Genomic DNA, 25,564 nt, shown 5'->3' with positions numbered 1-25,564 from the left:
TCTCCCGGCCGCTTTTTTTTGTGTGGGTGGCCGCACTTCGCTCCGCGGAGCCCCGGTCAGCGGTTGAGGCGGTGCAACAGCTGCGCGCGCAGGCGGCGAGCCTGCAAAGCATCGATCGGCGCAAGCGGACCGCGCGCCGCCTCCGGGAGATGCGCCGCCGCGCGATCCGCATCGCCGAAGACATAATAATCGAACAGCGCCCGCCACGCGTCCTTTTCCGGCGCAGGCCGGTCGCGCAGGCTGAGCAGCGCGTGGAGCAGCGTGAGTTGCGGCGTATCCAGCCAGGCCGGGCTGGTATTCCACCAATAGTTCACCAGCACGTTGAACGGCGCCAGCGCCTCGACATGGTGCCACCACATCGCCGGGTAGAACAGCAGGTCGCCGGGCGCGAGTTCGGCGATCTGCGCATGCTCCATCGCCGTGCGGAAGCCGGGATGCCGCTCGAAATCCGGTGCCGCGAAATCGACCATGCTGACCACCTGCCCGCCGGGGGTAGGCTCCAGCGGCCCCGGATAGAGGTTGGCGACCTGCCCCGGCGGAAACAGCGTGAAGCGCCGCCGGCCCACCGCGCACACCGCGAGATTGTGCGACATGTCGTAATGGCAGGTGGCGGTCGTGCGATTGCCGATCCAGATGCTTGCCAGATGCTGCGCGAACATCGGATGCGCGAGCACCAGATCATTCTCGGCGCGGAAGCCGGGCAGATATGCGTCCAGATCGGTCGACCCGACATAGATGCTGGGCGCGTCCGCATCGCCGATCCGCGGGCGGAGCGCGTCGAGCAACGCGGTCAGCGGCTCGCGGCGGCCGGTGAAATTGAGGCCGGTGACGGTCTCGTCATAGAAGAAACGGCCGGCGATTTCCGGCGCGCCGGTAAAGGTCACCACCGGGCGACCGGCATCGAAGCGCTGGAGCAGGTCCATCGCCGCGCCGGCGGAGTCGAGGCCGGCGCGCACCAGCGGCCAGTGGGCAGCCACGCCCTTCAGCACGACCGGCGCCTGGTCCGCCAGCAGCTGGTCGAACGGGATCGCATCGGGCGCGATCCCTTCCACCACCCGCACGGCGGGCGCGACGCCGGCCAGCACGTTCATCGCACGGCGCTCGCATTCTTGCGCTCGATCAGCGCGCTGATGTTGCCGAGCGACGCCGCGACGAGATGCGCCAGCCCGAGCAGATTGGCGCGATGCAGCCGCTCGACACCCGCCATGTCCAGCGACTCCAATCGCTCGCGCGCGAGCATCTGGAAGCCCTCGATCCGATAGCGGCGTTCGTCGTGCAGCGTCACTTCGATCACGTTGGGCTCGAGCAGCCCCAGTTCCTGAAACAGCGCATAGACCGGCGCCGCCGCGCCGATGCCGCCATGGATCCGGCCCAGCACGCGCGAGACATGCTCGAGATAGCGGCTGGCACCGCCCTGAGGCAGGAACAGCGCTTCGCCTTCGACGTGGCCGACACGCGGATCCTCCAGATCGATATGCACCGTCGGCCCCTCGTCCGGCTCGGCATCGGCGGGGATGCCGATCGAGAAGGGCCCGCGCTGCTGCAGCGCCGGCACATACCGGCTGGTCCAGCGGCTGCCGTCGAAGAACAGGTTCTCGTCGCGGTCGAAACCGGTCAGGGCCACCGCCTGTAGTCCGGCGTCCGGCTCCTCGCGGAACAGGATCGGAAATTCGCGCTGCGCGGCCTCGAACTCGGTGGGAAAGATCAGAATCTGGTTGGCGCCATCGCCGAATTCCGCACCATGGCGAAAGGCGACGCGCAGGTCCTGGTGGAGCACATTGTCCAGCGCGACCGGTCTCGTCATTCGAATATCATCCGTATGTCAGCCCGCGGGCGGGCATTGTGATCGCGACCATGGCGGAAAGCCCGTGCCGCCTCAACCGCAAGCGAAAGGGCCGCTGCACCAGGCAGCGGCCCTCCCTCTCCACTCGCGCGGGTGCGCGGTAGCTCAGAACTTGAACCGCGCGCCCAGCAGGAAGCGACGATCGAGTTCCTGCGCGAACCACAGCTCGCTCTCGGCGCGCGCATAGGTCCGGACGCTTTCCTTCGTCAGGTTGATGCCTTCGAGGGTCACCGCGATGCGCGGGGTGATCTCGTAGCTGATGTTCATGTCCAGCTGGCCGAACGGTGCCGTGAACTCGGGGTTGCGCGAGCCCTGGCGGTTGATGCCCGACAGGAACTTGTCGCGCCAGTTATAGGCGAGACGTGCCGAGATACCGTTCTTGTCGTAAATCAGCGTGGTGCTGAACGTATCGCTGAGGCCCAGCAGCGCGAACTGGTCCTGGCCCGGGTCGGCGCCCAGGTTGAAGCCCACGTCGCCGCGCACCAGCGTGTAGGCCGCCGCGATGCCGATGCCGGTGCGGCCGAGGAAATACTGGCCGGCCAGCTCGACGCCGTAGATCTCGGCGTCCTTGTTGTTGATCGGCTGCGTCACCTGGAACTGGTACAGCGGATCCGCCGCGTTGCCGCGCAGGTCGTACTGGTTGTTGATCGCCTTGACATAGTTGTCGTCGAGCGCGCGGGTCGAGGTGTTGTAGTTCGCCCGGAACTCGGTGGTCGCCGCCGCAACCGAGCCGCGGTTGGCGATCAGCGCCGACATCACGAACAGGTTCACGTCGCTCACGTCCGCGCCCAGCGTGTTCAGCGCGCTGAGTGCCTGACCCGACCGGCTGCCCGATGCGCCCGAGCTGGGATCGCGCAGGCCGAACAGCGAGGAGGTGAACTGGCCGTTGCCGACGAAGTTGTGCACCCGCTTGTCGAAGAACGCCACCGAGACATAGCTGTCCGGCTTGAAATACCATTCGATCGACGCGTCGAAATTGTCCGAGATCAGCGGCGACAGGCCGGCGTTGCCGGTCGAGGCGCTGGGGATGCCGCCATTGTTGGTCGGACGCGGCGGACCGCCCACCGTGGTGGCGGTGAACAGGTTGTTGTAGTTCGGCCGCGCGATCGTCTTGCTGTACGACAGGCGGGCGAGCAGATTGCGCTTCACTTCGACCTGGAAGTCGATCTGCGGCAGGATGTTGTCATAGCTGCCGGTCTGGTCGAGCGCGCTCGAATTGTTGCCGACGACGACGGTGAAGTCGTTGTCCGAAACCCAGTCGATCGCGGTCGGGATCGACACCAGCGAGATCGAGCGCGACTTGGTGTGCTCGTAGCGCACGCCCGCGACCAGGCGCGCCGGCGCATTGCCCAGTTCGCCCTTCCAGGTCACCTGGCCATAGGCGGCCCAGATGTCTTCCTTGACGCGGTTGTTGTTGTTGCTGGTGATGCCCACGGCATTGCCGCGGCCGGCATAATAGGACGACAGGATCGGGTAGATCTTGGCCGCGTCGCCGCGGAAGGCGGTCTGCGAGTCCGCATCCGAGCCCGGGTTGAACGAGTCGAACTTGCAGATCAGGCAGAAGGCCTGGAGCGAGCCGGGGGCAAGACGATTGACGTCGCCGGGATTGGCGATGCCCCAGTCGCCCAGCGTCTGCTGGGTGCCGACGAAGGTCTGGCGCATATCGGTCTTGCGATAGTTGGCGCCGAACTCGAACTTGCTCTCGTTGCCCAGATCCCAGCCGAAATCGGCGCGCAGTTCCTTCACGGTCTGCTTCTGCGTCGACTTGTTGGTGCGGCCCACCTGGCTGCCCACCGCGGCAAGGTCGAGCGGGACCGAACCCAGCGTGATGTCCTGCTGCGGGATACCGCCGCTATAGTCCACCGAGTGCGACGCCACGACGTTGGCGCCCATGCCGACCAGCGTGGAGCTGACGCCGTTCGGGTTGTCCGGCAGGCTCTCCGACTTGGAATAGTGGCCGTCGACGCGCAGCGACAGGTTGCTGGCGATCTGCCAGTCGGCGTTGAGGCCGTAATCCTGCAGGCGGCTCTTCTGGGCACGCGACTGCGCCTCGAAGCCCTCGTCCTTGAAGCCGTTGATCGTCTCGTGGAGATAGGTGGCGGTGGCGACGGTGGTGTTGCCGTCGAAGCGCACTTCATCGAACGGGCGGCTGAACCAGTTGGACAGGTCCGAACGGGTCTCGCGCTGGCGGTTCTGCGCATAAAGCGCGTCGGCGGTCAGCGTCAGGGCGTCATTCGGCTTGAACTGCACCACCGCCTGGCCGTTGATGCGCTCGCGCGTGCCCTCGGCATAGTGATAGCGGCTGTCGTTCGGGATGGCGACGAGCTGGCTGGTGTTGCTCGGCGCGTTCTTCACGACGGTGCAGCTCGAGCTGAGCGTCGTCTGGCTGGCCGGGCAGACCGTGTTGTTGCGGGTGAAGCCGCCGGTCACGAAGCTGCTGTACGGCAGGATGTTCCAGTCGTTCGACGTCGCGGCGATCGAGGTGAAGTTGCGCTTCTGGTAGCTGCCGAACAGCTCGACGCCGAACCGCTGCTCCGCGTCGCTCCAGCCCAGCACGCCCGAGAATTCCGGCGTCACCTTCGCGCCGCAGTCGAGACAGCCATTGACGCTGGTGTCGTACACCGCCTTGGCGCCGATGCTGCCGTTGAGGCCGGGCTTGCTGCCCGGATCGAGCGGACGGCGGGTGATGACGTTGATCGTCGCGCCGATGCCGCCCGACGGCACCGCCGCGCGGCCGGTCTTGTAGACCTCCAGGGTGCGGACGCCTTCGGTTGCGAGGTTCGAGAAGTCGAACGAGCGGGTGGTCCCCTGCGCGCCGTCGGCGTTCTGGTCACCGCCGACCACCGAGACCGCCGCCGAGGCCAGCTGGCGCCCGTTCAGCGTGACGAGGTTATATTGCGGACCGAAGCCGCGCACCGTCACCTGCGAGCCTTCGCCGTTGGTACGGTTGATCGACACGCCCGGGATACGCTGCAGCGATTCCGCGAGGTTGGTATCCGGGAACTTGCCGATGTCCTCCGCCGAAATCGCGTCGACGATACCCGGTGCCTCGCGCTTGATCGCGATCGACCGCTCGAGCGATGCGCGGATGCCCGTGACGACGATTTCTTCGCCCTGCCCCGACTCTTGCGGTGCTGCGACCTTGTTGGCAACGTTGTCGGCTTGTGCGTGTGCAATCGTTGGTACGATCATGCATACCGCAACGGCCATCATCGAAGCCGAGCGCGACCATGCATTAGAACGTGAAACGCCCTTCATGTCCCCTCCTCTGCCGACATTCTTCAGTCGGAAAACGTTTTTGTTGCGGACGCCCGATGCACCCGCCCCGGCGATACCGCTACCATCGGCCGCAACATTGTCAACGAGCGAAACATGAAGCTGTCAGACAGGTTTGATTTTATGACGATGTGTGTTTTCGATGTAACATGCCACTATTGACTTGCACGCGACCTATCCGCGCCCGCCAAGCTGTTGCAGCGCAGCAAATCTGTTGGACTGAAAACGATTGCGGAGCGGCGGCCCGTCTGCCGCAGTTCAGCGTGCGCGCGCGAGCAGGCGGCGTGCCTGTTCCAGATGCGGCCGATCGATCATCCGTCCGTCAAGCTTGAGCGCGCCCGCCGCGGGATGGGCGGCAAAGGCATCGACGATCGCCTGGGCTGCAGCGACGTCGGCGGCGCTGGGGGTGAAGCCGGTGTTGATCGACTCGATCTGTGCCGGATGGATCGCCAGCATGCCCGTGAAGCCGTCGCGCCGGCCACGCGCCACATATGCGGCCAGTCCCTCGACATCGGCAATGTCCGGATAAACGGTCTCGATCGCGGATACCCCGGCGGCATGCGCGGCGAACAGCGCAAGCGAGCGCACCATGGCGAAGGGTGCGGTATAGCCGCCATCGGCTTCCCGCGCGCTGGCGGCTCCGATCGCCGCAGGCAGGTCCTCGGCGCCCCAGGTCAGCCCGGCCAGATGCGCGGCAACCTCGCCATAGCTACCCAGCTGGAAAAGCGCGGCCGGCGTTTCGGTGGCGATCGGCAGGATCGGCGGGCAGGCCGCCCCCGCCTGCGCCACCCGTGCGACCAGCGAGCGGATCGCGGCGGCCCCATCCGCCTTGGGTAGCACCAGCCCTGCGGGGCGGCTTTGCGCGATGGCGGCGAGATCCTCGGCGATCGCGGTCGTAGCAAGGGGGTTCATCCGCACGAAGCACGGCGTATCGGGGCCGTCGGCGAGCCACTCGACGATGGCCCCGCGCGCAAAGCCCTTGCGCTCCGCGACCACGGAATCCTCCAGGTCGAGGATCAGCGCGTCGGCACCGCTGGCGGCGGCCTTGGCGAACCGCTCCGGCCGGTCGCCGGGCACGAACAGAAGCGACCGCAGCCGCATGACATCTCCCTCCCCTGTTTGCCCCCCCTTGGCAGCATCGCCGCTGCTTGCCAATCGTCTCGCTTGCGCGGCCGCAGCGATCGACTTAGCCTTGCCACCGGTGTCAAAAGTCGATCGGGAGAGGAAGCATGCGGATCAGTCGGCGCGGAGCGTTCGGTGCTGCACTGGCTGGCTGGGCGGCAAGCCGCGCAACGCGCGCCGAGGCAACGCGCATCGCCCCGGCCGCCGCGCCCGAATGGCGGCGCGGGCTCGACAATCAGCGCATCGCCGATCTGGGCAACGGCCGTTTCCTCAATCCGCTGCTCGCCGGCGACCGCCCAGATCCGGCGATCCTGAAGGACGGCGCGGACTATTACATGACCTTTTCCAGCTTCGATTCCTATCCGGGACTGACCATCTGGCACTCGCGAGACCTGGTGAACTGGCAGCCGCGCACCGCCGCGCTCACGCGCAACATCGGCTCGGTCTGGGCGGTGAGCCTCGAGAAGCATGGCGGGCGCTATTTCCTCTACGTGCCGGTCAAGGCGAAGCCGAACGACATCTATGTCCTTGCCGCCGACCATATCGACGGCCCGTGGAGCGATCCGGTGCCGCTGGGGCTGCACGCCCATATCGACCCCTGCCACGCGGTGGGCGAGGATGGATCGCGCTGGCTGTTCCTGTCCGGCGGCGACCGGGTCCGGCTGGCGGCGGACGGCCTCTCGCTGGCCGGCCCGGTCGAGCATGTCTATGATCCCTGGCGCTATCCCGAGGACTGGGTGGTCGAGGGCTTCTCGCCCGAAGGCCCCAAGATCCACCGCCATGGCGGATGGTTCTACATGATCACCGCGGTCGGCGGCACGGCCGGCCCGCCTACCGGTCATATGGTGATCGCCGCGCGGTCGCGCTCGATCCACGGACCCTGGGAGAATTGCCCGGCCAACCCGCTGGTCCGCACGACAACAAGTACGGAGAAATGGTGGTCGCGCGGCCATGCCTCGCTGGTCGAGGCACCCGATGGCAGCTGGTGGTCCGTCTATCACGGCTTCGAAAATGGCTATTGGACGCTCGGCCGACAGGCGCTGCTCGATCCGATCGAATGGACCGCCGATGGCTGGTTCCGGATGAAGGGCGGCGACCTCTCCCGCCCGCTGGCCAAGCCGCGCGGCGGAGAGGCCCTCCCCCATGGCCAGCGCCTGTCGGACAGCTTCGAGCGCCTGGAGCTGGGCAACAAGTGGAACTTCTTCCGCCCGTCGCCGGACGAGGCTAGCCGCGCGCGCGTCGCCGATGGTGCGCTGATCCTGACGGCACGCGGCACGGCGCCCGGCGATTCCTCGCCTCTCATGCTGATCGCGGGCGACCAGGCCTATCAGTTCGAATGCGATGTCGAGCTCGGCGCCGGGACCACCGCCGGCTTGCTGCTTTTCTACGACGACCAGCTCTATTGCGGGCTGGGTTTCGACGAGAAGCGTTTCGTCACCCACCAATATGGCATGGAGCGCGGCCGCCCCGCCAATCCGCACGGCCGGCGGATGCACATTCGGGTGACCAACGATCGGCACATCGTCTCCTTTCACACCAGCGGCGATGGCGGGGCGACGTGGAAACGCTTCGATCGCGGAATGGAGGTGTCGGGCTACCACCACAATGTCCGCGGCGGCTTCCTGATGTTGCGACCGGCGCTGTATGCAGCGGGTGGCGGCGAAGCGCGGTTCCAGGATTTCCGCTTCCGCGCCCTCTAAGCGCCTGTACTCCCCTCCCGAACTGCGGGAGGGGAGCGCAGACCGTCAGCGCTCGCCGCTGCCGGGTTCCGCGATCTTGCGATGCTGCTCAGCCGTCACCGACTGCGGCAGTACGCCCGCGCCGGCGACCTGCAGCTTGTTCGAGATGCCCGAGACGATATTGTCCGTGCCCTTCATCAGCGCCGTCCAGCCATCCTTGGCGACGTCCACCGGATCGGACTTGCTCTCGCTCTGGCCGACCTTGGTGTCCATCATGCCGGCGCGTTCGAAGAACTCGGTCTCGACCGGACCCGGCAGCAGGGTGGTGATGGTGATGCCCTTCACCTCCTTGAGCTCGTTGCGGATCGCCGCGGCGAAATTGTCCACGAACGCCTTCGTGCCGTTATAGACCGCCTGGAAGCTACCGGGGATCCAGCCCGCGATCGAGCCGGTGATCAGCACCTTGCCCTCGCCGGCATCCCGCATCTGGCGCAGCACTTTCTGGAGCAGATAGGCGGTGCCGGTGATATTGGTGTCGATCACGTGTCGCCATTCGGAGACGTCCTGGTCGAGGAAGCCGCCGCCCAGTCCGTGACCGGCATTGGCGCAAAGCAGGTCGACCCGCCGACCACCGGCGGCCGCCAGCAGCCGATCGACGCCTTCGATGGTGGACAGGTCGGTCTCGACCGACTGCACCTCCACACCCTCGCCCCTGAGCGCGGCCGCCGCGTCGACCAGCGGCGTGTCGGCGACGACCAGCAGATCATAGCCGTCGCGCGCCGCGAGCCGCGCCAGTTCCAGACCGATGCCGCTCGAGGCGCCGGTCACGATCGCAAATTTATTCGCCATGTCCGTTCCCTCCTTATTCGGCCGCCAGCGCCATGCCAGGCTTCAGCACGACCTTGGTCACTTCGTTCTGATTGTCGTGGAACATCTTGTAGCCCTGCGGTGCCTGCTCGAGCGGCAGGATGTGGCTGATCAGGAAGGTGGTATCGATCTTCTCTTCCAGGATCGCGTTGAGCAGGGCGGGCATGTAATGCTGAACATGCGTCTGCCCGGTCTTGAGCGTCAGGCCCTTCTCCATCAGCGCGCCGAGCGGGAACTTGTCGACGAAGCCTCCATAGACGGCCGGCATCGAGACGCGGCCACCCTTTCGGCAGGCAAGGATCGCCTGGCGGATCGAGTGGATGCGGTCGGTGCCGAGGAAGGTCGACTTCTTGATCTGGTCGAGCACATTGTCCGCGAAGAAGCCGTGCGCCTCCAGGCCGACGCTGTCGATTACCGCATCGGGCCCGATGCCGCCGGTCATCTCGAACAGCGCCGCCGCCGTATCGGTTTCCTCGAAGTTGATCGTTTCCGCGCCGAAGCGGCGGGCGAGTTCGAGGCGGCGCGGGAAATGGTCGATCGCGATCACCCGCTCGGCGCCCATCAGGAAAGCCGACTGCACGGCGAACAGGCCCACAGGCCCGCAGCCCCACACGGCGACCGTGTCGCCGGGTTCGATCTCGGCATTTTCCGCCGCCATCCAGCCGGTGGGCAGGATGTCGGAGAGGAAAAGCACCTTGTCGTCCTCGATCCCGTCCGGGACCACGATCGGGCCCACATCACTGAACGGCACGCGGACATATTCCGCCTGGCCGCCGGCATAGCCGCCGGTCATGTGGCTGTAGCCGAACAGCCCGGCCATGGGCTGGCCGTACATTTCCTGTGCAATATCCTGGTTGTCGGCGGGCAGCCCGTTCTCGCAGGCCGAATATTGGTGCTTGCCGCAATGATAGCAGGAGCCGCACGAGATGGTGAACGGCACCACCACGCGCTGCCCCTTCTTCAGCGTCGAGCCGGCGCCGACCTCCACGACCTCGCCCATGAATTCGTGGCCGAGAATGTCGCCGGCCATCATCGTCGGGATGAAGCCGTCATACAGATGGAGATCCGAACCGCAGATCGCGGTGGAGGTGATCTTGATGATCGCATCGCGCGGGTTGAGGATCTCGGGATCGTCGACCGTGTCGACGCGGACGTCGTGCTTGCCGTGCCAGGTGAGTGCGCGCATCAGCTCCGCTCCTCTTCGAGTTGCTTGTGGGTGCGCGACGACGTCGCGACTTCACCGGTTTCCATCAGCTGCTTGAAGCGCCGCAGGTCGCGCTGCGCTTGCATCTTCGGTTCGCGCTGGAAAATGCGCGAGATCACGCGACCCAGCGTGCCGAAGGGCTGATCATAGTTGATCGTGGCTACCACCACGGTGCCGCGGCTGCCGGCATCGCGAAACTCGATTCGGCCGCTATTGGGGATGTCGGCGCCCTCCTCGGATGCCCAGGCGATCAGTTCGCCGTCGCGGTCCTCGGTGATGCGCGAATCCCATTCGACAATGCCGCCACCGGGCGATTTGACCACCCAGTGACTGCGCTCGCGATCGAGCACCTCGATCCGTACGACATTGTCGAGGATCGGCGGCAGGTTGCTGAAATCGCGCCAGAAGGCGTAGAGTTCGGCGCGCGGGCGGTTGATCGTCACGGCGCGCGCGACAAGCTTGTCGCCGCGCTGGACGATCAGGCCGTCGGTCGCCTCGTCGATCGCCTTGCGTTGGTCGTTGGCAGTGCTCAGCGGCGCGTCGTCCTGCGACGCGCGGTTCATCGTATCAGCCATAAAGCCTCCGTGCGGCTCAGCCCTGGGGCGAACCGGGCTGTTTCGGGGGAAGATCGTCGCTGCCTTCGGCGGGTGCCGGGGTAGACGTTGCGGCGGGGTTGGTCTCCGGCGAGCCGGGGTCGCGCTGTTCGTCACGCATCTCGGGATCGTTCGGCGGGCTGGCCATGATCCAGTCTCCTGCACATTAGGGGGAGGTGCAGAAGGTAACCACCGGCGCACAGCGGAGTTGCAATTATTGTTGAAAGTAACGTGTGTTAGGCGCGATACTGCAAATGGTGCCCGCATCGGCGCTGCAAACCGGACCTACCGCCCGTAGATCCGATCCAGCACCTCCGCCGAGCGCGCGAAATGCGCCGCCTCCGGGTCGAACTGCGGCGATCGGGCCAGTTGTTCTGCCCATGCGGCCGCCGCCCGCCCGCCCCAGGCATCCGGTGGGCACGCCAGCACCGTCTTGGACGTGCCGGTAAACCGCTCCGCGACAAAATCGTAGAAGCTGCCGCCGACATTGCGGAGCGCCGCGCCGCCCTGTGTGCCGTAGAACACCGCCGCGATCTCCGCATCCGTGCCGGCATGTACCCGCCAGGAGCAGGCCAGCCGCACATCGGCAGTGCCCGCGCGGAAGGCTGCCGTTGCATAGTCCTCGACCTGTTCGGCGCCAAGCGGCCGCCCCTGCGCGCGCAGCGACGCGGTAACGCCCGCCACGGCCGGGAATCCGAGCGTCCACAGCGCAAGGTCCACCAGATGCACGCCGAGATCGATCACGCAGCCGCCGCCGGACTGCACGGGATCGTAGAACCACGGTTTGTCCGGCCCATAGGCATTATGGAACAGCAGATCGACCGCGAAGACGTCGCCGAGCGCGCCGCTCCGCGCCAGGTCGGCGATCGCCTGCATGCCCGCGGTGTGGCGATAGGACAGATCGACACCGAGCAGCCGATCGGCCCGGCGCGCCGCCGCGAGGACGGCATCAACCTCGGCCGCGGTACGACCGAGCGGCTTCTGGCAGAACACCGCGACGCCGGCGTCCAGCGCGCGGATGCTCTGCTCGGCATGCATCGCGCTGGGCGTGGCGATGGCGATGCCGTCCAGCCCCAGCGCCAGCAGCGCATCCAGGCCATCGACCTGCACGGCACCCGGAGCACATGCCCGCGCCTGCGCGGCACATTCGGGCGACGGATCGGCGAAGGCGGCAGGCTCGATCGCGCCGGTGGCGACCATGGCATCCATCCGGTGGCGCCCGATCCAGCCGGTGCCCAGAAACCCGATGCGCGGCCTCATCGCAGCATGACCAGGGCCTTGACGAAATGCCCGGGCTTGTCGCGCGTGGCAGCGAGCGCCTCGCCGAGCTGTTCGAGCGCATAGCGATGCGTGTAGAGCGGCGTGGGATCGAGCCTGCCGCCGGCCACCGCATCCACCGCCTCGCGCAGACCCCGCATCTGCACCTCGGGATCCCGTTCGTGCGCGTTGATCACGTCGATCCCCTTCCAGTTCCACCCCTGCATGTTGACCTGGCGCGGCCCGTCCTGGTGATAGCCGGCGACGATCAACTTGCCGCCGAACCCGACCAATTCGCCCGCCAGATCGAGCGGCCATTGCTTGCCGACCGCCTCGATCACCCGGTCGCACATCGCCTCGCCGGTCAGCGTCTTCACCGCATCGAGGATGGCGTAGTGATCGTGCATCGGGATCGTCTCGGCCGCGCCGAAGCGGCGGGCGAGATCGAGCGATTCCTCTCGCCGCGAGATGGCGATCACCCGCGCGCCGACATCGCTGGCGAGCTTGGTCAGCACCGCGCCGAGAAAGCCGATGCCGATGATTGCCACCGTCTGGCCTTCACGAATGTCGCTGCGGCGGAAGATGTTGAACGCGCAGCCGAGCGGCTCGCCCGGAAAGGGCTTGCCCGAGAGACTGTCCGGCAGCTTCACCACCCTGTCCGCCCGGGCGACGTCATAGTCCGCGAAGCTGCGGAAGGCGAGCGAGGCTACCCGGTCGCCAGGCGAAACGCCCTCGACGCTCTCCCCCACCGCATCGATCTCGCCCCAGCCCTCATGGCCGAGACCGCCGGGGTCACCGGGGAACTGGCTCCACGGCTGCCCCTGCCAAGGCCCGACATTGGAGGCGCAGACCCCGCAGCCTTCCAGCCGGATGCGCACCTCGCCGGGGCCGGGCGTGGGGAGCGTCGCCCCATCGATCCGGATCCGCTCCGGCGCTTCCAGAACCGCCGCGCGCATCATGCGCACTCCTCCTGCAACCAATTGAGTTTGCTTGAAGTTGTTTGAGAATGATCGAACCACGCCAAGGCATGGGCGCCACGCTCCGCCAGAACATCGAAGATCTCACGAGGCGGCAGCGCGAGGATGCTGAGCGCGCACCGCTCAGTGACAAGGTGGCGGACCGGATCACCCGTTTCACGGGATCGATGACGTTCGTAGTGCTGCATCTCGTCCTCTTCGGGTTGTGGATTTCGGTCAATGTGGGCGTGCTGCCGGTCGTGCCGCGCTTCGATCCCACCTTCGTCGCCCTGGCGATGGTGGCGTCGGTGGAGGCGATCTTCCTTTCCACCTTCGTGCTGATCAGCCAGAACCGCATGGCCGCGGTGGCCGATCGCCGCGCGGACCTCGACCTGCATGTCAGCCTGCTGACCGAGCACGAACTGACCAAGCTGGCCCGACTGATCGAGCGCATCGCGGAACGGCTCGAGGTGCGGCAGGACGACCCCGGCTTCGCGGAAATCCATGCCGATGTGGAGCCCGTCCGGGTGCTCGACGCGCTCGACGAAAGCCGGAGGGAACAGGGGATCGACTGAAGATCCCATTTCAGTTTCCCGCGATGAACGCTTCCACCGCCGCATAGGCCGCGTCGTCCGGCATCTGCTCGGGCGGGTGCTTGCAGAACCAGGCGGCCGCAGGATGGATCGCCCCGCGCAGCCCGCGATCCTGTGCGAGCTTGGCGCAGCGGATCATGTCGATCGCCACGCCCGCGCTGTTCGGGCTGTCCTCCACCGACAGGCGCAGCTCCAGATTCATCGGCACGCCACCGAACATCTGGCCCTCCATCCGCAGGAAGCAGATCTTGTTGTCGTTCTGCCAGGCGACATAGTCGCTGGGGCCGACATGGATATTCGCATCTTCCAGCCGCGTTTCTGCGACCGACTGCACGGCTTCCGTCTTGGACTCCTTCTTCGAGGCCAGCCGGGTGCGGTTGAGCATGTTGAGGAAGTCGGTGTTGCCGCCGGTATTGAGCTGGTAGGTTCGCTCCAGCTTGACGCCACGCTTGCGGAACAGGTCCGTCAGCACGCGGTGGACGATGGTTGCGCCTAGCTGCGCCTTGATGTCGTCGCCGATGATAGGCACGCCGGCCGCTTCGAACCGCGCCGCCCATGCCGGATCGCTGGCGATGAAGACGGGGATGTTGTTGACGAACGCCACGCCGGCTTCGAGCGCGCACTCGGCGTAGAACTCGGTGGCCGCCTGCGCGCCGACCGGCAGATAGTTCATCAGAACATGCGCATGGGTTTCGCGCAGCGCCTGAACCACGGCATCCTTGTCCGGCTCGGCGCTATCATCGAGCAGGAAGGTACGCTCCTGCGGGTAGTCGGCCATGTGGTCGGCGACACCGTCCAGCACCCGCCCCATCCGCACCCTGGCGCCGGTGTGCCGGACCTCCTTGCAGAACACGGTGGTACAGTTCGGCTTGGCGAAGATTGCCTCGGCGACGTCCTGCCCCACCTTGCGGCGGTCCACATCCCAGGCCGCAACCACGCGGATGTCGCTCGGGGCATAGCCACCCAGCTCCCGGTGCATCAGCCCGACCATGTCGTTGGCGCCGGCGCGGTAGTGCTCGATCCCCTGCACAAGCGAGCTGGCACAGTTGCCGACGCCAACCAGCGCGACATTGATGGCATGGCGGTCTGGGGAGAGCATCAGGCGGACTTTCTCTCGGCGGCGAGACGCTCGTCGCGGTTGAACAGCAAAGGGTTGAGCTCGGGCTGGCGGGCCGCCAGCGTCACCGGGGCCGCGGAAGGCGCGATCGTCGCGGTGCCGGCATAGCGATCGATCATCCAGGCGCAGAAATCGGCAAAGGCCTGCGGATCGCGCGCGGGACTGGTGTGGTGCGGCGCGATGCCCAGATGCGCAGGGGTGAAGCAGAAGGTGACGGTGACGTCGAAGTCCGCCAGCGCCTCCATCTGCCGGTCGAACCAGTCGAGCGCGCCCTCGCGAAAGCTGTCCGCCCAGCTGAGCCCGGTGCGGATGCGCCGCGTACCCAGCCGCTTCATCCACGCCATCGCCTCGTCGAGTCTGGGATCGTGGAAATGGAACCACTGCATCAGCCCGATCTCGGCGGCGTGCTCGGCATAGACGTCGAGCGCAGGCTTCGGCGTGCCGTCCTCGCGGATCAGGCCCAGGTAGAAATGGCGGAAATAGGAAGAGCCCTCCGCCTCGCGATGCCGCGTCTCGGCGCCCCAGCTCGTCGGCAGGTCGAACAGCGAATACCAGAAGACGCGCTCCGCCTTGCCGCGCAGCAGTTCGGCCGTGCGGCGCAGGCCGAACGCCTGGACCTCTTCCGCGCCAAACGAACTGACCCCGACTTCGGTTACCCAGACGGGCTTGTCGGTCACCGCCTGGATCTCGGCGATCTTGTCCGGCCAGGCGGCGAGCGGCCAGAGATTCCAGTCGAGCGGGAAGCCGTGAACCGCCACCACGTCCACCGCCTCCAGCGCGCCATGCGCCTCCATCCGTCGTAACCAGTGCGGATCGATCGGCGACATGCCGCCGAGCACGCGCGGCAGGTTCGGGTTCACTGCGCGGATGGCATTGCCCGCGGCGATCACATGCTGCGCGAACAGCGACCAGTCGGGATCGATCGCCGGGTCCCAGTGCGACTTGTTGTTGGGCTCGTTCCAGAGCATCGCCGCTTCGATCATGCGCCCGCTCCCCGCGACGTATAGACGGCTGCCAGCCCGTCGGCGACGAACGGCACGTCGGCGACGCGGCACCAATAGACTTCGGATTCCGGGTTCGCCTCGATGGTGAAGCCCGCCGCGCGCAGCATCGCCTGGGAGGCCGCGGCGTTGGGCGCCCACCAGTTGGTCCAGTCGCTCGCGAAGTGGCGCTCGATAAAATGCAGCTTGGGATACCCAGGATCGTCGAAATAGCCCGGCGGATCGAAGGTACCGGGCATGTGGAAGGGGTGATCCTCCGGCACGTCCGCCACGGCGTCGGACCCCTGCTGCATCGTCTGGAACAGCATGTATTCGCCCGCGACATGTTCGCGGATCAGGTCCAGCGCCAACAGCGGGTGGCGCAGATGGTAGAGTACGCCCATGAAGATCACGACGTCGAAGCGCCGCCCGAGCGCCGCCACGTCATAGACCGAGCATTGCTCGAACCGAACGTCGTCGAAGCCCAACGCGTCGGCCGCAAAGCGCGCCTGGGCGAGGTAGCGGGGGTCACTGTCGATGCCGAGCACTTCCCGCGCCCCGCGCCGCTTCATCTCGAACGCGTAGAATCCGGCATTGCAACCGATGTCGAGCACCGACCGCCCTTCCAGATCGGCGGGTAGCGCATCGGCGAAGCGCGCGAACTTGAAGGCGGGGTAGTCGCCCAGGAAATGGTCGGGCGCGGTCTCGACACCCTGGATGCGCAGGTTCTGGAACCAGGGGCCCAGCGCATCGATGCGCGCGCGCAGGTCCTCGGTCGGCGTGGACCGTGCGGCTGCGAGGCTGTTCATTCCTGTCCCCTGTTGAGCGTGAGCAGACGCGCGCCCCAATTCCCGATCAGCAGCGTGCTGACAGACCCCGGATCCACGTCGAAGGCGAGCAGGCGATCGAGACCCAGCCCGAGATAATGGGCGACCACGCCCCGGATGATGTCGCAGTGGCTGACGCAGAGCAGGGTCCCGCTGGCACCCCGCCGGACCAGCCCGTCGAGATGGCCGATCGCCCGCGCCGTGGCTTCGGCCATGGTCTCGCCGTTGGGCGGGCGGACCATTGAGCGCTGCCGGTTCCAGGCCTGCCATTCGGGGTCGCGCGCCAGCGCGGCGAAGCTGCTACCCGTCCAGGCGCCGAACTCCACTTCGTCCAGCGCCTCGACGACCTCTGCGCGCACGCCGATGCGGCCTCCGATGATCTCGGCCGTGGCACGTGCCCGCTCGCGCGGGCTGCAATGGATCGCTGCGATCGGGCTTTCCCGTGCGAACCGGGCCGCCAGCCACTGCGCCTGTGCAAGGCCCGCCGGCGACAGCGGCGAGCGCGCGCTGCGACCGCTCAGCACCTGACCGATATCATCATGTGCGCCGTGGCGGATCAAGTGCACCTTTGCAGTCATCAGAATATACGCAGCTCACAGCATCAACTTAGATGCTATGAAACAAGCATACGACTGTGATAGTTCCCGATAACATACATCATCTTCACATATTCAGTACAACACATACCGATTGAGCCAGATCAATCTTGGGAACAAGATGAAGAAGAAGCTGTTCGCATTCTTGTCAGACGGACCGACTAGCGATTAGCCGTCATGTCACAACTTACGCATGTTAATCTTCAAGACGGGAAAGCATGAACATGGCGGAAAAGGTGCTCGTAACGGGCGGCGCAGGATTTATCGGTTGCCAGGTCTCCGCCGAGCTTCTGCGCAGGGGGCATCAGGTCCGCGTGCTCGATTCGATGCTGGAACAGGTCCACGGCACGCGGGATCGTCCGGAAGCGCTGGAGGCCGAGGTCGAGCTTGTCCGCGCCGATGTCCGCGATGGCGAAGCGGTGGCCCGCGCGCTGCAGGGCGTCGACAGCGTCATCCACCTCGCCGCCGAAGTCGGCGTCGGGCAGTCGATGTATGAGGTCGAGCGCTATACCTCCGCCAATGACGTCGGCACGGCGGTGCTGTTCGAACGACTGATCGACCATCCTGTCCGCCGCGTCGTCACCGCCTCGTCGATGAGCATCTATGGCGAGGGCCTGTACCGCGACGCCGATGGAGCGCTGGTGGAAAATGCCGAACGCGGCATCGTTCGCGATGGGCAGCAACAGTGGAATCCGCTCGATGCGCACGGCCGCCCGCTGGAGCCCGTGGCCACGCCCGAGTGGAAGCGGCCGAGCCTGGCTTCCATCTACGCGCTCAACAAATATGTGCAGGAGCGCACCACCCACATCATGGGCGCGCCCTATGGCATCGAGACGACGTGCCTGCGGCTGTTCAACGTCTACGGTCCAGGCCAGGCTCTCTCCAATCCGTATACCGGCGTGCTGGCGATCTTCGCCTCGCGACTGCTCAACGGCGAACGCCCGATGATCTTCGAGGATGGCGCGCAGCGTCGGGATTTCGTCCATGTGAGCGACGTCGCCCGCGCCTTCGCCGAAGCGCTCACGCTGCCGCAGGCGGCCGGCGAGACGTTCAACATCGGGTCGGGCGACGATCGTTCGGTGACGCAGGTGGCCGAGGCGCTCGCCCGCGCGATGGGCCGGAACGATGCCACGCCGGAGATCGTCGGCAAGGCCCGTGTCGGCGACATCCGTCACTGTTTCTGCGACACCAGTCTCGCCCGCGAGCGGCTCGGTTTCGAGGCACGACAGGATTTCGAGACCGGCCTCGCCGAACTCGCCGAGTGGGTGCAGCAGCAGACCGCCGAGGACCGCGTTGCCCAGGCGCGCGCCGAACTGGAGAAGCGGGGCCTCGTCGCATGACGGACGCGATGGCACGCCCCGTCCTGATCACCGGCGGCGCCGGCTTTATCGGGGCGAACTTGGCCGATCGGCTGGCACAGCAAGGCGAGACCGTGGTGATCTACGACGCGCTGCGTCGCCCGGGCGTGGAGCGCAATCTTGCCTGGCTGCAGGTGCGCCATGGCGACCGTATCCGCCCCGTGATCGCCGACATCCGCGATGCCGAGCCGCTGCGCGCGGCGGTCCACGGCGCGCGTGCGGTCTTCCATTTTGCCGCGCAGGTAGCGGTGACGACGAGCCTTGCCGACCCGGCCGAGGATTTCGCGGTCAACATCGCGGCGACCTTTACGCTGCTGGAGGCCGCCCGTACCGCGCCGGTCCCGCCGCCGGTGATCTTCGCCTCCACCAACAAGGTCTATGGTGATCTTGCCGATCTCGCCTTCGAACGCGGCGACGGCGGCTATCGGCCCGTGGATGCCGCGGTGGACGCCCGCGGCATCGGCGAGACCCGGCCGCTCGACTTCCACACGCCCTATGGCTGTTCGAAGGGTGCCGCCGATCAATATGTCCTGGATTACGCCCGCAGCTACGGCCTGGCGACAGCGGTGCTGCGGATGAGCTGCATCTATGGCCAGCGCCAGATGGGCACCGAGGACCAGGGCTGGGTCGCCCATTTCCTCATCCGCGCGCTCGAGGGGCGCCCGATCACGCTCTATGGCGACGGGCATCAGGTGCGGGATATCCTCGACGTGCGGGATGCCGTCGACGCCTATCTCGCGGCGTGGCGCAGGATTGATCGCATCGCCGGCCAGGCGCTCAATCTTGGCGGCGGACCTGCCAATGCCGTCAGCCTGCGGACGCTGCTCGCCCATGTCGAGTCCGTCACCGGCCGCCCGCTGGACCTGCACTTCGACGACTGGCGCGCGGGCGACCAGCGCTATTTCGTCGCCGATACCCGCAAGGCGCAGGCGGCGCTCGGGCTGGATGCACCGATCGGCTGGCGCAACGGTGTGACTGCTCTCGCCCGCTGGCTCGCCGACGAGCGCGGCATTCCACTGGACGCCTGGGCGGACGGCCCGCGTGTGGCGGCACCCGCGCAGTGACCCGGCTGCGAATACTGATGACCACCGATGCGGTGGGCGGCGTCTGGCAATACAGCGTCGATCTCGCCCGCGCGCTTGCGGCGCTGGAGGTGGAAACCGTCCTGCTGCAGATGGGCCCTGCGCCTCGCCAGGACCAGCGCGACGAGGCGGGCGCGCTCCCGAAGACCCTCTTCGTCGAGACCGGGCTGCCGCTCGACTGGCTGAGCGATGTCCCCGATCGGGTACGCGCGGCAGGCGCGGCGATTGGCCGGCTCGCCCGGCAGCATGAGGTCGATCTGGTGCACCTCAACATGCCCACCCTCGCCGCCTCGGCCGCCCCGGGCGTGCCAATGCTGGCGGTCACCCATGGCTGTGTCTCCACCTGGTGGCAGCACGCGCATGCCAACCGACCGCTCGACCAGAGCTTCCAATGGCACCGCGCCCTGACCGAGCAGGGCCTTCGCGCGGCCGATGCGGTGGTCGCCCCCTCGGCCGCCTATGCCGAGGTCGTGCGGCGCCAGTATCAACTGTCGCAGGCACCGATCGTGGTGCACAACGGACGTACACCGCTGGTCACGCCGCGACACGAACCGGCGCAGGACTGCGTGCTCACCGTCGGTCGGCTGTGGGACTCGGTAAAGGGTGCTACGCTGCTCGACACCGTCGCGAGCGAACTCGCCATCCCGTTCCATGCCGCCGGCGCAGCCACCGGGCCGCACGGCGAAACGGTTCGGCTCGACCATCTCCACCTGTTGGGCGAGCTGGACGGTCCAGCCCTGGCGGCACGGCTCGCGGCACGGCCGGTCTTCGTCTCGGCAGCCTGCTTCGAACCGTTCGGCCTGGCCGTGCTGGAAGCGGCCGCCGCCGGCTGCGCGCTGGTGCTCGCCGACATCCCGGTATTCCGGGAGCTGTGGGGCGAGGTGGCCATATTCGTGACCCCGCGCGATGCCGCTAGCTACCGAACGGCGATCGAAGAGGTGATCGGCGACCTCGCCCGTCGCCGCCACTTGGGCGACGCCGCCGCCGAGCGCGCGCGCCGTTACGCCCCCGCTCGCATGGCCGAAGCCATGCACCGTCTGTACCGCCAGCTCCTCGCAGAGCGCGCGCCCGCCGGAAAGGTCGCGGCATGAAGATCGTCTACTTCACCCATTCGCTGGCATCGTGCTGGAATCATGGCAACGCGCATTTCCTGCGCGGCGTGCTGAGCGACCTGTGTGCTCGCGGGCACGACGTGCAGGTGTGGGAGCCGGAAGGCGCCTGGAGCCTGGCCAATCTGCTCGCCGATCACGGACAGGACGGCCTGGCGCCGTATCGCCAGGCCTATCCGGAGCTGCGGTCGTCCACCTACACCCCGTTGTGCACGCCTGCCGAGATGATCGGGGACGCCGATCTGGTGATCGTCCATGAATGGAATGATCCCAAACTGGTTTCCCGCATCGGCCATGCGCGGGCGATGGGCGGCACCTTCACGCTGCTGTTCCACGACACGCATCACCGCGCGGTCAGCGATCCGCATGCGATCCAGGCCTATGACCTGAACGACTATGACGGCGTGCTCGCCTTTGGCGAGGCGCTGGCGGCGGTCTATCGCCGCTGGGGCTGGGGCGATCGCGTCTGGGTATGGCACGAGGGAGCGGACCTTCGTCGTTTTCAGCCGCCGGCGCAGGAAGGCGATCGGCAAGGCCTCGTCTGGATCGGCAATTGGGGCGACGGCGAGCGCACCGAGGAGCTGGAGCATTTCCTGTTCCGCCCGGCCGCAGACGCCGGGCTACCGCTCGATATCTATGGCGTGCGTTACCCCGCAGAAGCGACCGCGATGCTCGCCCGGCGCGGCGCGCGCTATCATGGCTGGGCGCCGAACGCGCATGCGCCCGCGATCTTCGCGCAACATCTCGCCACCGTGCATGTGCCCCGCCGCTATTATGCGACCATTCTGCCCGGCATTCCCACGATCCGCGTGTTCGAGGCGCTTGCCTGCGGCATACCGCTGGTCTCCGCGCCCTGGGACGATGCCGAACAGCTGTTCCGCCCCGGCACCGACTATCTTGTCGCGCGGGACGGCGCGGAGATGACCCGGCACCTTGCCGCCATGCGCGACGATGCCGCGCTTCGGGCCGAACTCGTCGCGCACGGGCTGGAGACGATCCGCGCCCGCCACAGCTGCGCCCACCGGGTCGATGAACTGCTCGCTATCGTCTCCCGGCTTTCTCCCGCACATCACCTTGTCGAGGACGCTGCATGAAGATCGCATTTTACGGATCCAGCCTCCTCTCCTCCTACTGGAACGGTGCCGCTACTTATTATCGTGGCATCCTGAAGGCTCTCGCCGCACGCGGTCACGCCATCACCTTCTACGAGCCGGATGCATTCGATCGCCAGTTGCACCGCGACATCGATCCGCCCCCCTGGGCGAAGGTGGTGGTGTATCCCGCGACCGAGGACGGGCTCCGCCAGGTTCTCGCAGAGGCGCAGGACGCCGACGTGGTGGTGAAGGCCAGCGGCGTCGGTGTGTTCGATCGCGAACTGATCGAGGCGCTGCGCACCGCGCCCCGCCCCGATGCACTGCGCATCTTCTGGGATGTGGACGCCGCCGCTACTCTCGACGAAATGCGCGGGGATGCGGCCCATCCGGTGCGCACGATGCTGCCGGAAATCGACCTGGTGCTGACCTATGGCGGCGGTCCCCCCGTGATCGACGCCTATCGGGCGATGGGCGCGCGGGATTGTATCCCGGTGTACAATGCGCTCGATCCTGCGACGCATCATCCGGCGTCGCCGGACGCCCGCTTCACCGCCGATCTTGCGCTGCTGGCCAACCGGCTGCCCGATCGCGAGGCGCGGATCGACCAATTCTTCCTGCAGGCCGCCCGCCTTGCGCCGGCACGCGCTTTCCTGCTCGGCGGCAATGGCTGGCACGACAAGGCGTTGCCGGCCAACGTGCGCGCGATCGGCCATGTCGGCACCGCCGATCACAACGCCTTCAACTGCACGCCCCAGGCGGTGCTGAACGTTGCGCGCGATTCGATGGCGTCGATCGGCTTCTCCCCTGCCACGCGCGTATTCGAGGCGGCCGGGGCGGCAGCCTGCCTGATCACCGATGCATGGGAGGGCATCGAGCTCTTCCTCACGCCCGATCGCGAGGTGCTGGTCGCACGCGACGGACAGGACGTGGCCGATCACCTCGCCGCGCTGACCCCGCAGCGCGCCCAAGCCATCGGCGAAGCGGCACGCGCCCGCGTACTGGCCGAGCACAGCTACGATCTCCGCGGTGCGCAGGTCGATCGCATTCTCCGCGCCTACCAGCCCCGCGAAAGGAACGCTGCATGAAGCTGATCGTTCTTGGCCTCAGCCTCGGCTCCTCATGGGGCAATGGCCACGCCACTACCTACCGCGCCCTGCTCCGTGCGTTCTCCGCCCGGGGACATGACGTATTGTTCCTCGAGCGCGACGTGCCCTGGTATGCCGGCGCCCACCGCGATTTGAGCGATCCCGATTTCTGCCGCCTGGAATATTACCGCACCCTCGCCGATCTCGACGCGTGGCGGGAGACGATCGCCGCAGCCGATGCGGTGATCGTCGGGTCGTACGTGCCGGACGGCGTGGAGGTCGGCCAGTTCGTGCAGGGCTCCGCGCGCGGCGTGACCGCCTTCTATGATATCGACACCCCGATCACGCTGGCCGCGCTCGAGCGCGGCATCTGCGACTATCTGACGCCTGCGCTGATCGCGGGCTATGATCTGTATCTGAGCTTCACCGGCGGGCCGACGCTCGAGCGGATCGAGCACCGCCTAGGTAGTCCGGCCGCACGGGCGCTCTACTGCTCGGTCGATACCGAGGCCTATCGCCCGCTTGATGTCCCCAAGCGGTGGGATCTCTCCTATCTCGGCACCTACAGCCCGGATCGGCAAGCGACATTGGAGACGCTCCTGCTGGAGCCCGCGCGTCGCTGCCCGGAAAAGCGCTTCGCAGTGGCCGGCCCACGCTATCCCGACGATATCGTCTGGCCCGCCAATGTCGAGCGGATCGAACACCTGCCCCCACCCGACCATCCGGCCTTTTATTCCGCCTCGCGCATGACGCTGAACGTGACCCGCGCCGACATGATCGCGGCGGGCTGGTCGCCCTCGGTGCGGCTGTTCGAGGCGGCGGCGTGCGGAACGCCCATCCTTTCCGATCCATGGAGCGGGATCGAAAGCCTGTTCGTACCTGGCGAGGAAATCCTGCTCGCCACGAGCACCGACGAGGCGATCGCCGCACTGCACCGCGATGCGCAGGCAATCGGCACGGCTGCACGGCGACGGCTGCTCGACGTACACGACGCTGCGCACCGCGCCGCGGAACTCGAGGCGCATCTCGAAGAAGCGGGCGCGCGGAGACGCGGCGCGCCGCGACATGGGCTTGGGCGCGATCCGCAGGACGGCGCGCTCATCTTGGTCGCGGGTGGGGCCGGATTCATCGGCTCGCATCTTTGTGCCGCGCTGCTCGATCGCGGCGAGCAGGTGGTCTGCATCGACAATCTCCAGACGTCCAATCGCACCAATCTGAACGCGCTGCAGGAGCGGCCCGGATTCGAATTCGTCCAGGCCGACATCGTGGATCCGCTGCCCGCCTCCATCCTCGCGCGCAGCCATCGGTTCAAGCAGATCTACAACTGCGCCTGCGCCGCGTCTCCGCCGCAGTATCAGGTCGATCCCGAGCACACGATGCTAACCAATGTGGTTGGAACCGATCGCCTTTTGCGATTAGCGGCAGAGGCTGGCGCGCGCTTCCTGCTGACGTCGACGTCGGAGGTCTATGGCGATCCGGAGGTCCATCCGCAGCGCGAGGAGTATCGCGGCTGGGTCAATTGTACTGGCCCACGTGCGTGCTACGACGAAGGCAAGCGCGCAGCCGAAGCGCTTACCTTCGATTTCTGCCGTACCGGACGCGCGGAGGTGCGCGTCGCCAGGATCTTCAATACCTATGGCCCGCATATGCAGCTGGACGATGGACGGGTGGTCTCCAACCTCATCGTGCAGGCGCTTTCCGGCAAGTCGCTGACGCTCTACGGGGACGGCACCCAGACCCGAAGCTTCTGCTATGTCTCCGATCTCGTGCGGGGTCTTATCCTGCTAATGAATAGCGATATCGATGGGATGCAGCCAGTAAACCTCGGGAATCCCTGTGAACTTACGGTCGGAGCTCTGGCCGAAGAGATCGCCGCACTCTCCCATCGCCCCCTTGCTATTGAATATCATCCGCTTCCGATCGACGATCCCCGTCGCCGCAAGCCTGACATCCAGCGTGCTCGCGATCTGCTCGGCTGGGAGCCGCGCGTCGCCCTGTCGGACGGATTGCGCGCGACGTTTTTCTGGTTCGCCAGCGCCATGGCGCCCGGCATGGACGTTCCGTCCCTTTTGGAGGATGCCGCCGAATAATTTCAGCATGCCGAGCACCCAACTGCATCCACCCTGAACCTATTGCCGTAGTTTCCTCTGCCGGGAAACGATTTATCCCTATGCTCGCCGCGTCCCACCCTGCCGCATGCCCCCCCGGGACGCGGCACCCGGGCCCGTCTTGAGCGACCGGCGGTAAGGAGTGGCACGGGTGACGGTTTCCCTGCACGATCAGCGCCCGCATCTGCAGGCCATCCAACCCATATGGCACGTGGATGGCCCGGCGGAGCCGCGAACCCCACAAGACATATTGGCTTTTCTGGGAGCCTTGATCGACACCCATGCTGCGGCCGACAAGGCGCCTGCCGTCCCCGACGATGTCGCGCTCGCGCATCGCGACGAACGGCACCAAACGGTGCGCAATGCGGCCAGACTGACCGACCACAGTGCGGAGACGGACCTGGAACTGCTGGTTCGCGACGCCCTGGGAGCCTTCCGGTTCGGCGATGCCCCCGGCATCACGATCAACGGGCCCACCGTTTTCCTGCGCCCGGCCATGGTCGGGCTCGTCGCGCTGGCGCTGCACGAGCTTAGCATCAACTCGATCAAGTTCGGCATGCTGGGTGACGCAGGTCGGAACTCGACCCTCGCCATTCGGTGGCATTGCTGCGACGACGGGCTTTTCTTCACGTGGCGGGAGCGCGGTGTTCCGATCCTCCGCCTCGCCACTGCGGACACGTCCGGTTTCGGCAGCGCCTTTCTCACCACCGTCCTGCCAGAACGATTCGGTATAGAAACATCCCTAGCGATACTTCCGGGCGGAATCCGCTATCTGGCGCATTTGCGTGATTACACTTTGCGATACTGATCCTTGTTAA

The 25,564-nt window shown here is 66.6% G+C and carries 23 protein-coding genes; 9 read left to right on the top strand and 14 right to left on the bottom strand.

The features are described from left to right. Nucleotides 1–56: 56 nt before the first annotated feature. The 4 genes from OIM94_RS00850 to OIM94_RS00835 form a co-directional block, all read right to left on the bottom strand. Nucleotides 57–1,091: a cupin-like domain-containing protein gene (locus OIM94_RS00850; RefSeq protein ID WP_264608253.1), complete on the bottom strand. Its 1,035-nt coding sequence runs from the start codon at nt 1,089–1,091 to the stop codon at nt 57–59. Then, complete coding sequence (locus OIM94_RS00845; protein WP_264608252.1) at nt 1,088–1,804, bottom strand: SapC family protein; 717 nt, start codon at nt 1,802–1,804, stop codon at nt 1,088–1,090. Before OIM94_RS00845 ends, OIM94_RS00850 begins: the two co-directional genes overlap by 4 nt. Before the next feature lie 144 nt (nt 1,805–1,948). Beyond that, entirely contained in the window at nt 1,949–5,101 is a 3,153-nt protein-coding gene (locus OIM94_RS00840) for a TonB-dependent receptor (RefSeq protein WP_264608251.1), read from the bottom strand. 276 nt (nt 5,102–5,377) lie between these two features. Further along, a complete protein-coding gene (locus OIM94_RS00835; RefSeq protein WP_264608250.1) occupies nt 5,378–6,220 on the bottom strand; it encodes an HpcH/HpaI aldolase/citrate lyase family protein in 843 nt (280 codons plus the stop codon). A 128-nt stretch (nt 6,221–6,348) separates the two neighbouring features. On the opposite strand from OIM94_RS00835, the gene OIM94_RS00830 reads away from it, so the two are divergent. After that, a complete protein-coding gene (locus tag OIM94_RS00830) occupies nt 6,349–7,941 on the top strand; it encodes a family 43 glycosylhydrolase (RefSeq protein ID WP_264608249.1) in 1,593 nt (530 codons plus the stop codon). Between the two features lie 45 nt (nt 7,942–7,986). On the opposite strand, the gene OIM94_RS00825 is transcribed toward OIM94_RS00830, so the two are convergent. From OIM94_RS00825 to OIM94_RS00800, 6 genes are all read right to left on the bottom strand, one after another. Then, nucleotides 7,987–8,769 carry an SDR family NAD(P)-dependent oxidoreductase gene (locus OIM94_RS00825; RefSeq protein ID WP_264608248.1) on the bottom strand — a complete coding sequence of 261 codons (783 nt, stop codon included), beginning with the start codon at nt 8,767–8,769 and terminating at the stop codon, nt 7,987–7,989. 13 nt (nt 8,770–8,782) lie between these two features. Beyond that, nucleotides 8,783–9,973, bottom strand: a complete 1,191-nt coding sequence (locus tag OIM94_RS00820; RefSeq protein WP_264608247.1) for a zinc-dependent alcohol dehydrogenase — start codon at nt 9,971–9,973, stop codon at nt 8,783–8,785. Continuing rightward, nucleotides 9,973–10,566: an SRPBCC family protein gene (locus OIM94_RS00815; RefSeq protein ID WP_264608246.1), complete on the bottom strand. Its 594-nt coding sequence runs from the start codon at nt 10,564–10,566 to the stop codon at nt 9,973–9,975. Before OIM94_RS00815 ends, OIM94_RS00820 begins: the two co-directional genes overlap by 1 nt. A gap of 16 nt (nt 10,567–10,582) precedes the next feature. Further along, nucleotides 10,583–10,732 carry a hypothetical protein gene (locus tag OIM94_RS00810; RefSeq protein WP_264608245.1) on the bottom strand — a complete coding sequence of 50 codons (150 nt, stop codon included), beginning with the start codon at nt 10,730–10,732 and terminating at the stop codon, nt 10,583–10,585. 137 nt (nt 10,733–10,869) lie between these two features. Continuing rightward, on the bottom strand, nt 10,870–11,844 hold the full coding sequence (locus OIM94_RS00805; RefSeq protein WP_264608244.1) for a Gfo/Idh/MocA family protein: 975 nt from the start codon (nt 11,842–11,844) through the stop codon (nt 10,870–10,872). Then, a complete protein-coding gene (locus tag OIM94_RS00800) occupies nt 11,841–12,800 on the bottom strand; it encodes an MDR/zinc-dependent alcohol dehydrogenase-like family protein (RefSeq protein WP_264608243.1) in 960 nt (319 codons plus the stop codon). Before OIM94_RS00800 ends, OIM94_RS00805 begins: the two co-directional genes overlap by 4 nt. A gap of 68 nt (nt 12,801–12,868) precedes the next feature. Here OIM94_RS00800 and OIM94_RS00795 point away from each other — a divergent pair, with 68 nt between their 5' ends. Further along, nucleotides 12,869–13,372: a DUF1003 domain-containing protein gene (locus OIM94_RS00795; protein ID WP_264608242.1), complete on the top strand. Its 504-nt coding sequence runs from the start codon at nt 12,869–12,871 to the stop codon at nt 13,370–13,372. Between the two features lie 10 nt (nt 13,373–13,382). On the opposite strand, the gene OIM94_RS00790 is transcribed toward OIM94_RS00795, so the two are convergent. Genes OIM94_RS00790 through OIM94_RS00775 form a run of 4 tightly spaced genes read right to left on the bottom strand, consistent with a single transcriptional unit; the run spans nt 13,383 to nt 16,892 of the window. Continuing rightward, the gene (locus OIM94_RS00790; RefSeq protein WP_264608241.1) at nt 13,383–14,489 is read right to left on the bottom strand and encodes an inositol-3-phosphate synthase; all 1,107 of its coding nucleotides are present in this window, start codon (nt 14,487–14,489) and stop codon (nt 13,383–13,385) included. Beyond that, complete coding sequence (locus tag OIM94_RS00785) at nt 14,489–15,490, bottom strand: glycosyl hydrolase (protein WP_264608240.1); 1,002 nt, start codon at nt 15,488–15,490, stop codon at nt 14,489–14,491. Before OIM94_RS00785 ends, OIM94_RS00790 begins: the two co-directional genes overlap by 1 nt. Continuing rightward, nucleotides 15,487–16,296, bottom strand: coding sequence for a TIGR04290 family methyltransferase (locus OIM94_RS00780; protein ID WP_264608239.1), 810 nt, complete (start codon nt 16,294–16,296; stop codon nt 15,487–15,489). Before OIM94_RS00780 ends, OIM94_RS00785 begins: the two co-directional genes overlap by 4 nt. Continuing rightward, entirely contained in the window at nt 16,293–16,892 is a 600-nt protein-coding gene (locus OIM94_RS00775) for a histidine phosphatase family protein (RefSeq protein ID WP_264608238.1), read from the bottom strand. The genes OIM94_RS00780 and OIM94_RS00775 overlap by 4 nt, the downstream gene beginning before the upstream one ends. A gap of 242 nt (nt 16,893–17,134) precedes the next feature. Here OIM94_RS00775 and OIM94_RS00770 point away from each other — a divergent pair, with 242 nt between their 5' ends. The 7 genes from OIM94_RS00770 to OIM94_RS00735 all read left to right on the top strand — a co-directional run bounded on the left by OIM94_RS00770 (nt 17,135) and on the right by OIM94_RS00735 (nt 25,554). Beyond that, a complete protein-coding gene (locus OIM94_RS00770; RefSeq protein WP_319801156.1) occupies nt 17,135–18,250 on the top strand; it encodes an NAD-dependent epimerase/dehydratase family protein in 1,116 nt (371 codons plus the stop codon). A gap of 8 nt (nt 18,251–18,258) precedes the next feature. Continuing rightward, nucleotides 18,259–19,332, top strand: coding sequence for an SDR family NAD(P)-dependent oxidoreductase (locus OIM94_RS00765; protein WP_264608236.1), 1,074 nt, complete (start codon nt 18,259–18,261; stop codon nt 19,330–19,332). A gap of 17 nt (nt 19,333–19,349) precedes the next feature. Further along, nucleotides 19,350–20,441, top strand: coding sequence for a glycosyltransferase family 4 protein (locus OIM94_RS00760; protein ID WP_264608235.1), 1,092 nt, complete (start codon nt 19,350–19,352; stop codon nt 20,439–20,441). Next, nucleotides 20,438–21,553: a glycosyltransferase gene (locus OIM94_RS00755; RefSeq protein ID WP_264608234.1), complete on the top strand. Its 1,116-nt coding sequence runs from the start codon at nt 20,438–20,440 to the stop codon at nt 21,551–21,553. Before OIM94_RS00760 ends, OIM94_RS00755 begins: the two co-directional genes overlap by 4 nt. Beyond that, nucleotides 21,550–22,638: a glycosyltransferase gene (locus tag OIM94_RS00750; protein ID WP_264608233.1), complete on the top strand. Its 1,089-nt coding sequence runs from the start codon at nt 21,550–21,552 to the stop codon at nt 22,636–22,638. The genes OIM94_RS00755 and OIM94_RS00750 overlap by 4 nt, the downstream gene beginning before the upstream one ends. Beyond that, on the top strand, nt 22,635–24,728 hold the full coding sequence (locus OIM94_RS20145) for a bifunctional glycosyltransferase/UDP-glucuronate decarboxylase (protein ID WP_319801137.1): 2,094 nt from the start codon (nt 22,635–22,637) through the stop codon (nt 24,726–24,728). Before OIM94_RS00750 ends, OIM94_RS20145 begins: the two co-directional genes overlap by 4 nt. A gap of 169 nt (nt 24,729–24,897) precedes the next feature. After that, nucleotides 24,898–25,554, top strand: coding sequence for a hypothetical protein (locus OIM94_RS00735; RefSeq protein ID WP_264608232.1), 657 nt, complete (start codon nt 24,898–24,900; stop codon nt 25,552–25,554). Nucleotides 25,555–25,564 lie beyond the last annotated feature (10 nt).

Source organism: Sphingomonas sp. R1 (genome assembly GCF_025960285.1).
Taxonomy (GTDB): domain Bacteria; phylum Pseudomonadota; class Alphaproteobacteria; order Sphingomonadales; family Sphingomonadaceae; genus Sphingomonas.
This window is presented reverse-complemented; position numbering and strand designations above follow the sequence as displayed.

Coding starts and splice junctions, on each gene's coding strand:
- OIM94_RS00780 (WP_264608239.1), bottom strand. CDS start 16,296: ATGAACAGCCTCGCAGCCGCACGGTCCACGCCGACCGAGGACCTGCGC.
- OIM94_RS00840 (WP_264608251.1), bottom strand. CDS start 5,101: ATGAAGGGCGTTTCACGTTCTAATGCATGGTCGCGCTCGGCTTCGATG.
- OIM94_RS00820 (WP_264608247.1), bottom strand. CDS start 9,973: ATGCGCGCACTCACCTGGCACGGCAAGCACGACGTCCGCGTCGACACG.
- OIM94_RS00810 (WP_264608245.1), bottom strand. CDS start 10,732: ATGGCCAGCCCGCCGAACGATCCCGAGATGCGTGACGAACAGCGCGAC.
- OIM94_RS00765 (WP_264608236.1), top strand. CDS start 18,259: ATGGCACGCCCCGTCCTGATCACCGGCGGCGCCGGCTTTATCGGGGCG.
- OIM94_RS00815 (WP_264608246.1), bottom strand. CDS start 10,566: ATGGCTGATACGATGAACCGCGCGTCGCAGGACGACGCGCCGCTGAGC.
- OIM94_RS00755 (WP_264608234.1), top strand. CDS start 20,438: ATGAAGATCGTCTACTTCACCCATTCGCTGGCATCGTGCTGGAATCAT.
- OIM94_RS00770 (WP_319801156.1), top strand. CDS start 17,135: ATGGCGGAAAAGGTGCTCGTAACGGGCGGCGCAGGATTTATCGGTTGC.
- OIM94_RS00805 (WP_264608244.1), bottom strand. CDS start 11,844: ATGAGGCCGCGCATCGGGTTTCTGGGCACCGGCTGGATCGGGCGCCAC.
- OIM94_RS20145 (WP_319801137.1), top strand. CDS start 22,635: ATGAAGCTGATCGTTCTTGGCCTCAGCCTCGGCTCCTCATGGGGCAAT.
- OIM94_RS00785 (WP_264608240.1), bottom strand. CDS start 15,490: ATGATCGAAGCGGCGATGCTCTGGAACGAGCCCAACAACAAGTCGCAC.
- OIM94_RS00775 (WP_264608238.1), bottom strand. CDS start 16,892: ATGACTGCAAAGGTGCACTTGATCCGCCACGGCGCACATGATGATATC.
- OIM94_RS00830 (WP_264608249.1), top strand. CDS start 6,349: ATGCGGATCAGTCGGCGCGGAGCGTTCGGTGCTGCACTGGCTGGCTGG.
- OIM94_RS00845 (WP_264608252.1), bottom strand. CDS start 1,804: ATGACGAGACCGGTCGCGCTGGACAATGTGCTCCACCAGGACCTGCGC.
- OIM94_RS00760 (WP_264608235.1), top strand. CDS start 19,350: ATGACCACCGATGCGGTGGGCGGCGTCTGGCAATACAGCGTCGATCTC.
- OIM94_RS00825 (WP_264608248.1), bottom strand. CDS start 8,769: ATGGCGAATAAATTTGCGATCGTGACCGGCGCCTCGAGCGGCATCGGT.
- OIM94_RS00790 (WP_264608241.1), bottom strand. CDS start 14,489: ATGCTCTCCCCAGACCGCCATGCCATCAATGTCGCGCTGGTTGGCGTC.
- OIM94_RS00835 (WP_264608250.1), bottom strand. CDS start 6,220: ATGCGGCTGCGGTCGCTTCTGTTCGTGCCCGGCGACCGGCCGGAGCGG.
- OIM94_RS00850 (WP_264608253.1), bottom strand. CDS start 1,091: ATGAACGTGCTGGCCGGCGTCGCGCCCGCCGTGCGGGTGGTGGAAGGG.
- OIM94_RS00800 (WP_264608243.1), bottom strand. CDS start 12,800: ATGATGCGCGCGGCGGTTCTGGAAGCGCCGGAGCGGATCCGGATCGAT.
- OIM94_RS00795 (WP_264608242.1), top strand. CDS start 12,869: ATGGGCGCCACGCTCCGCCAGAACATCGAAGATCTCACGAGGCGGCAG.
- OIM94_RS00750 (WP_264608233.1), top strand. CDS start 21,550: ATGAAGATCGCATTTTACGGATCCAGCCTCCTCTCCTCCTACTGGAAC.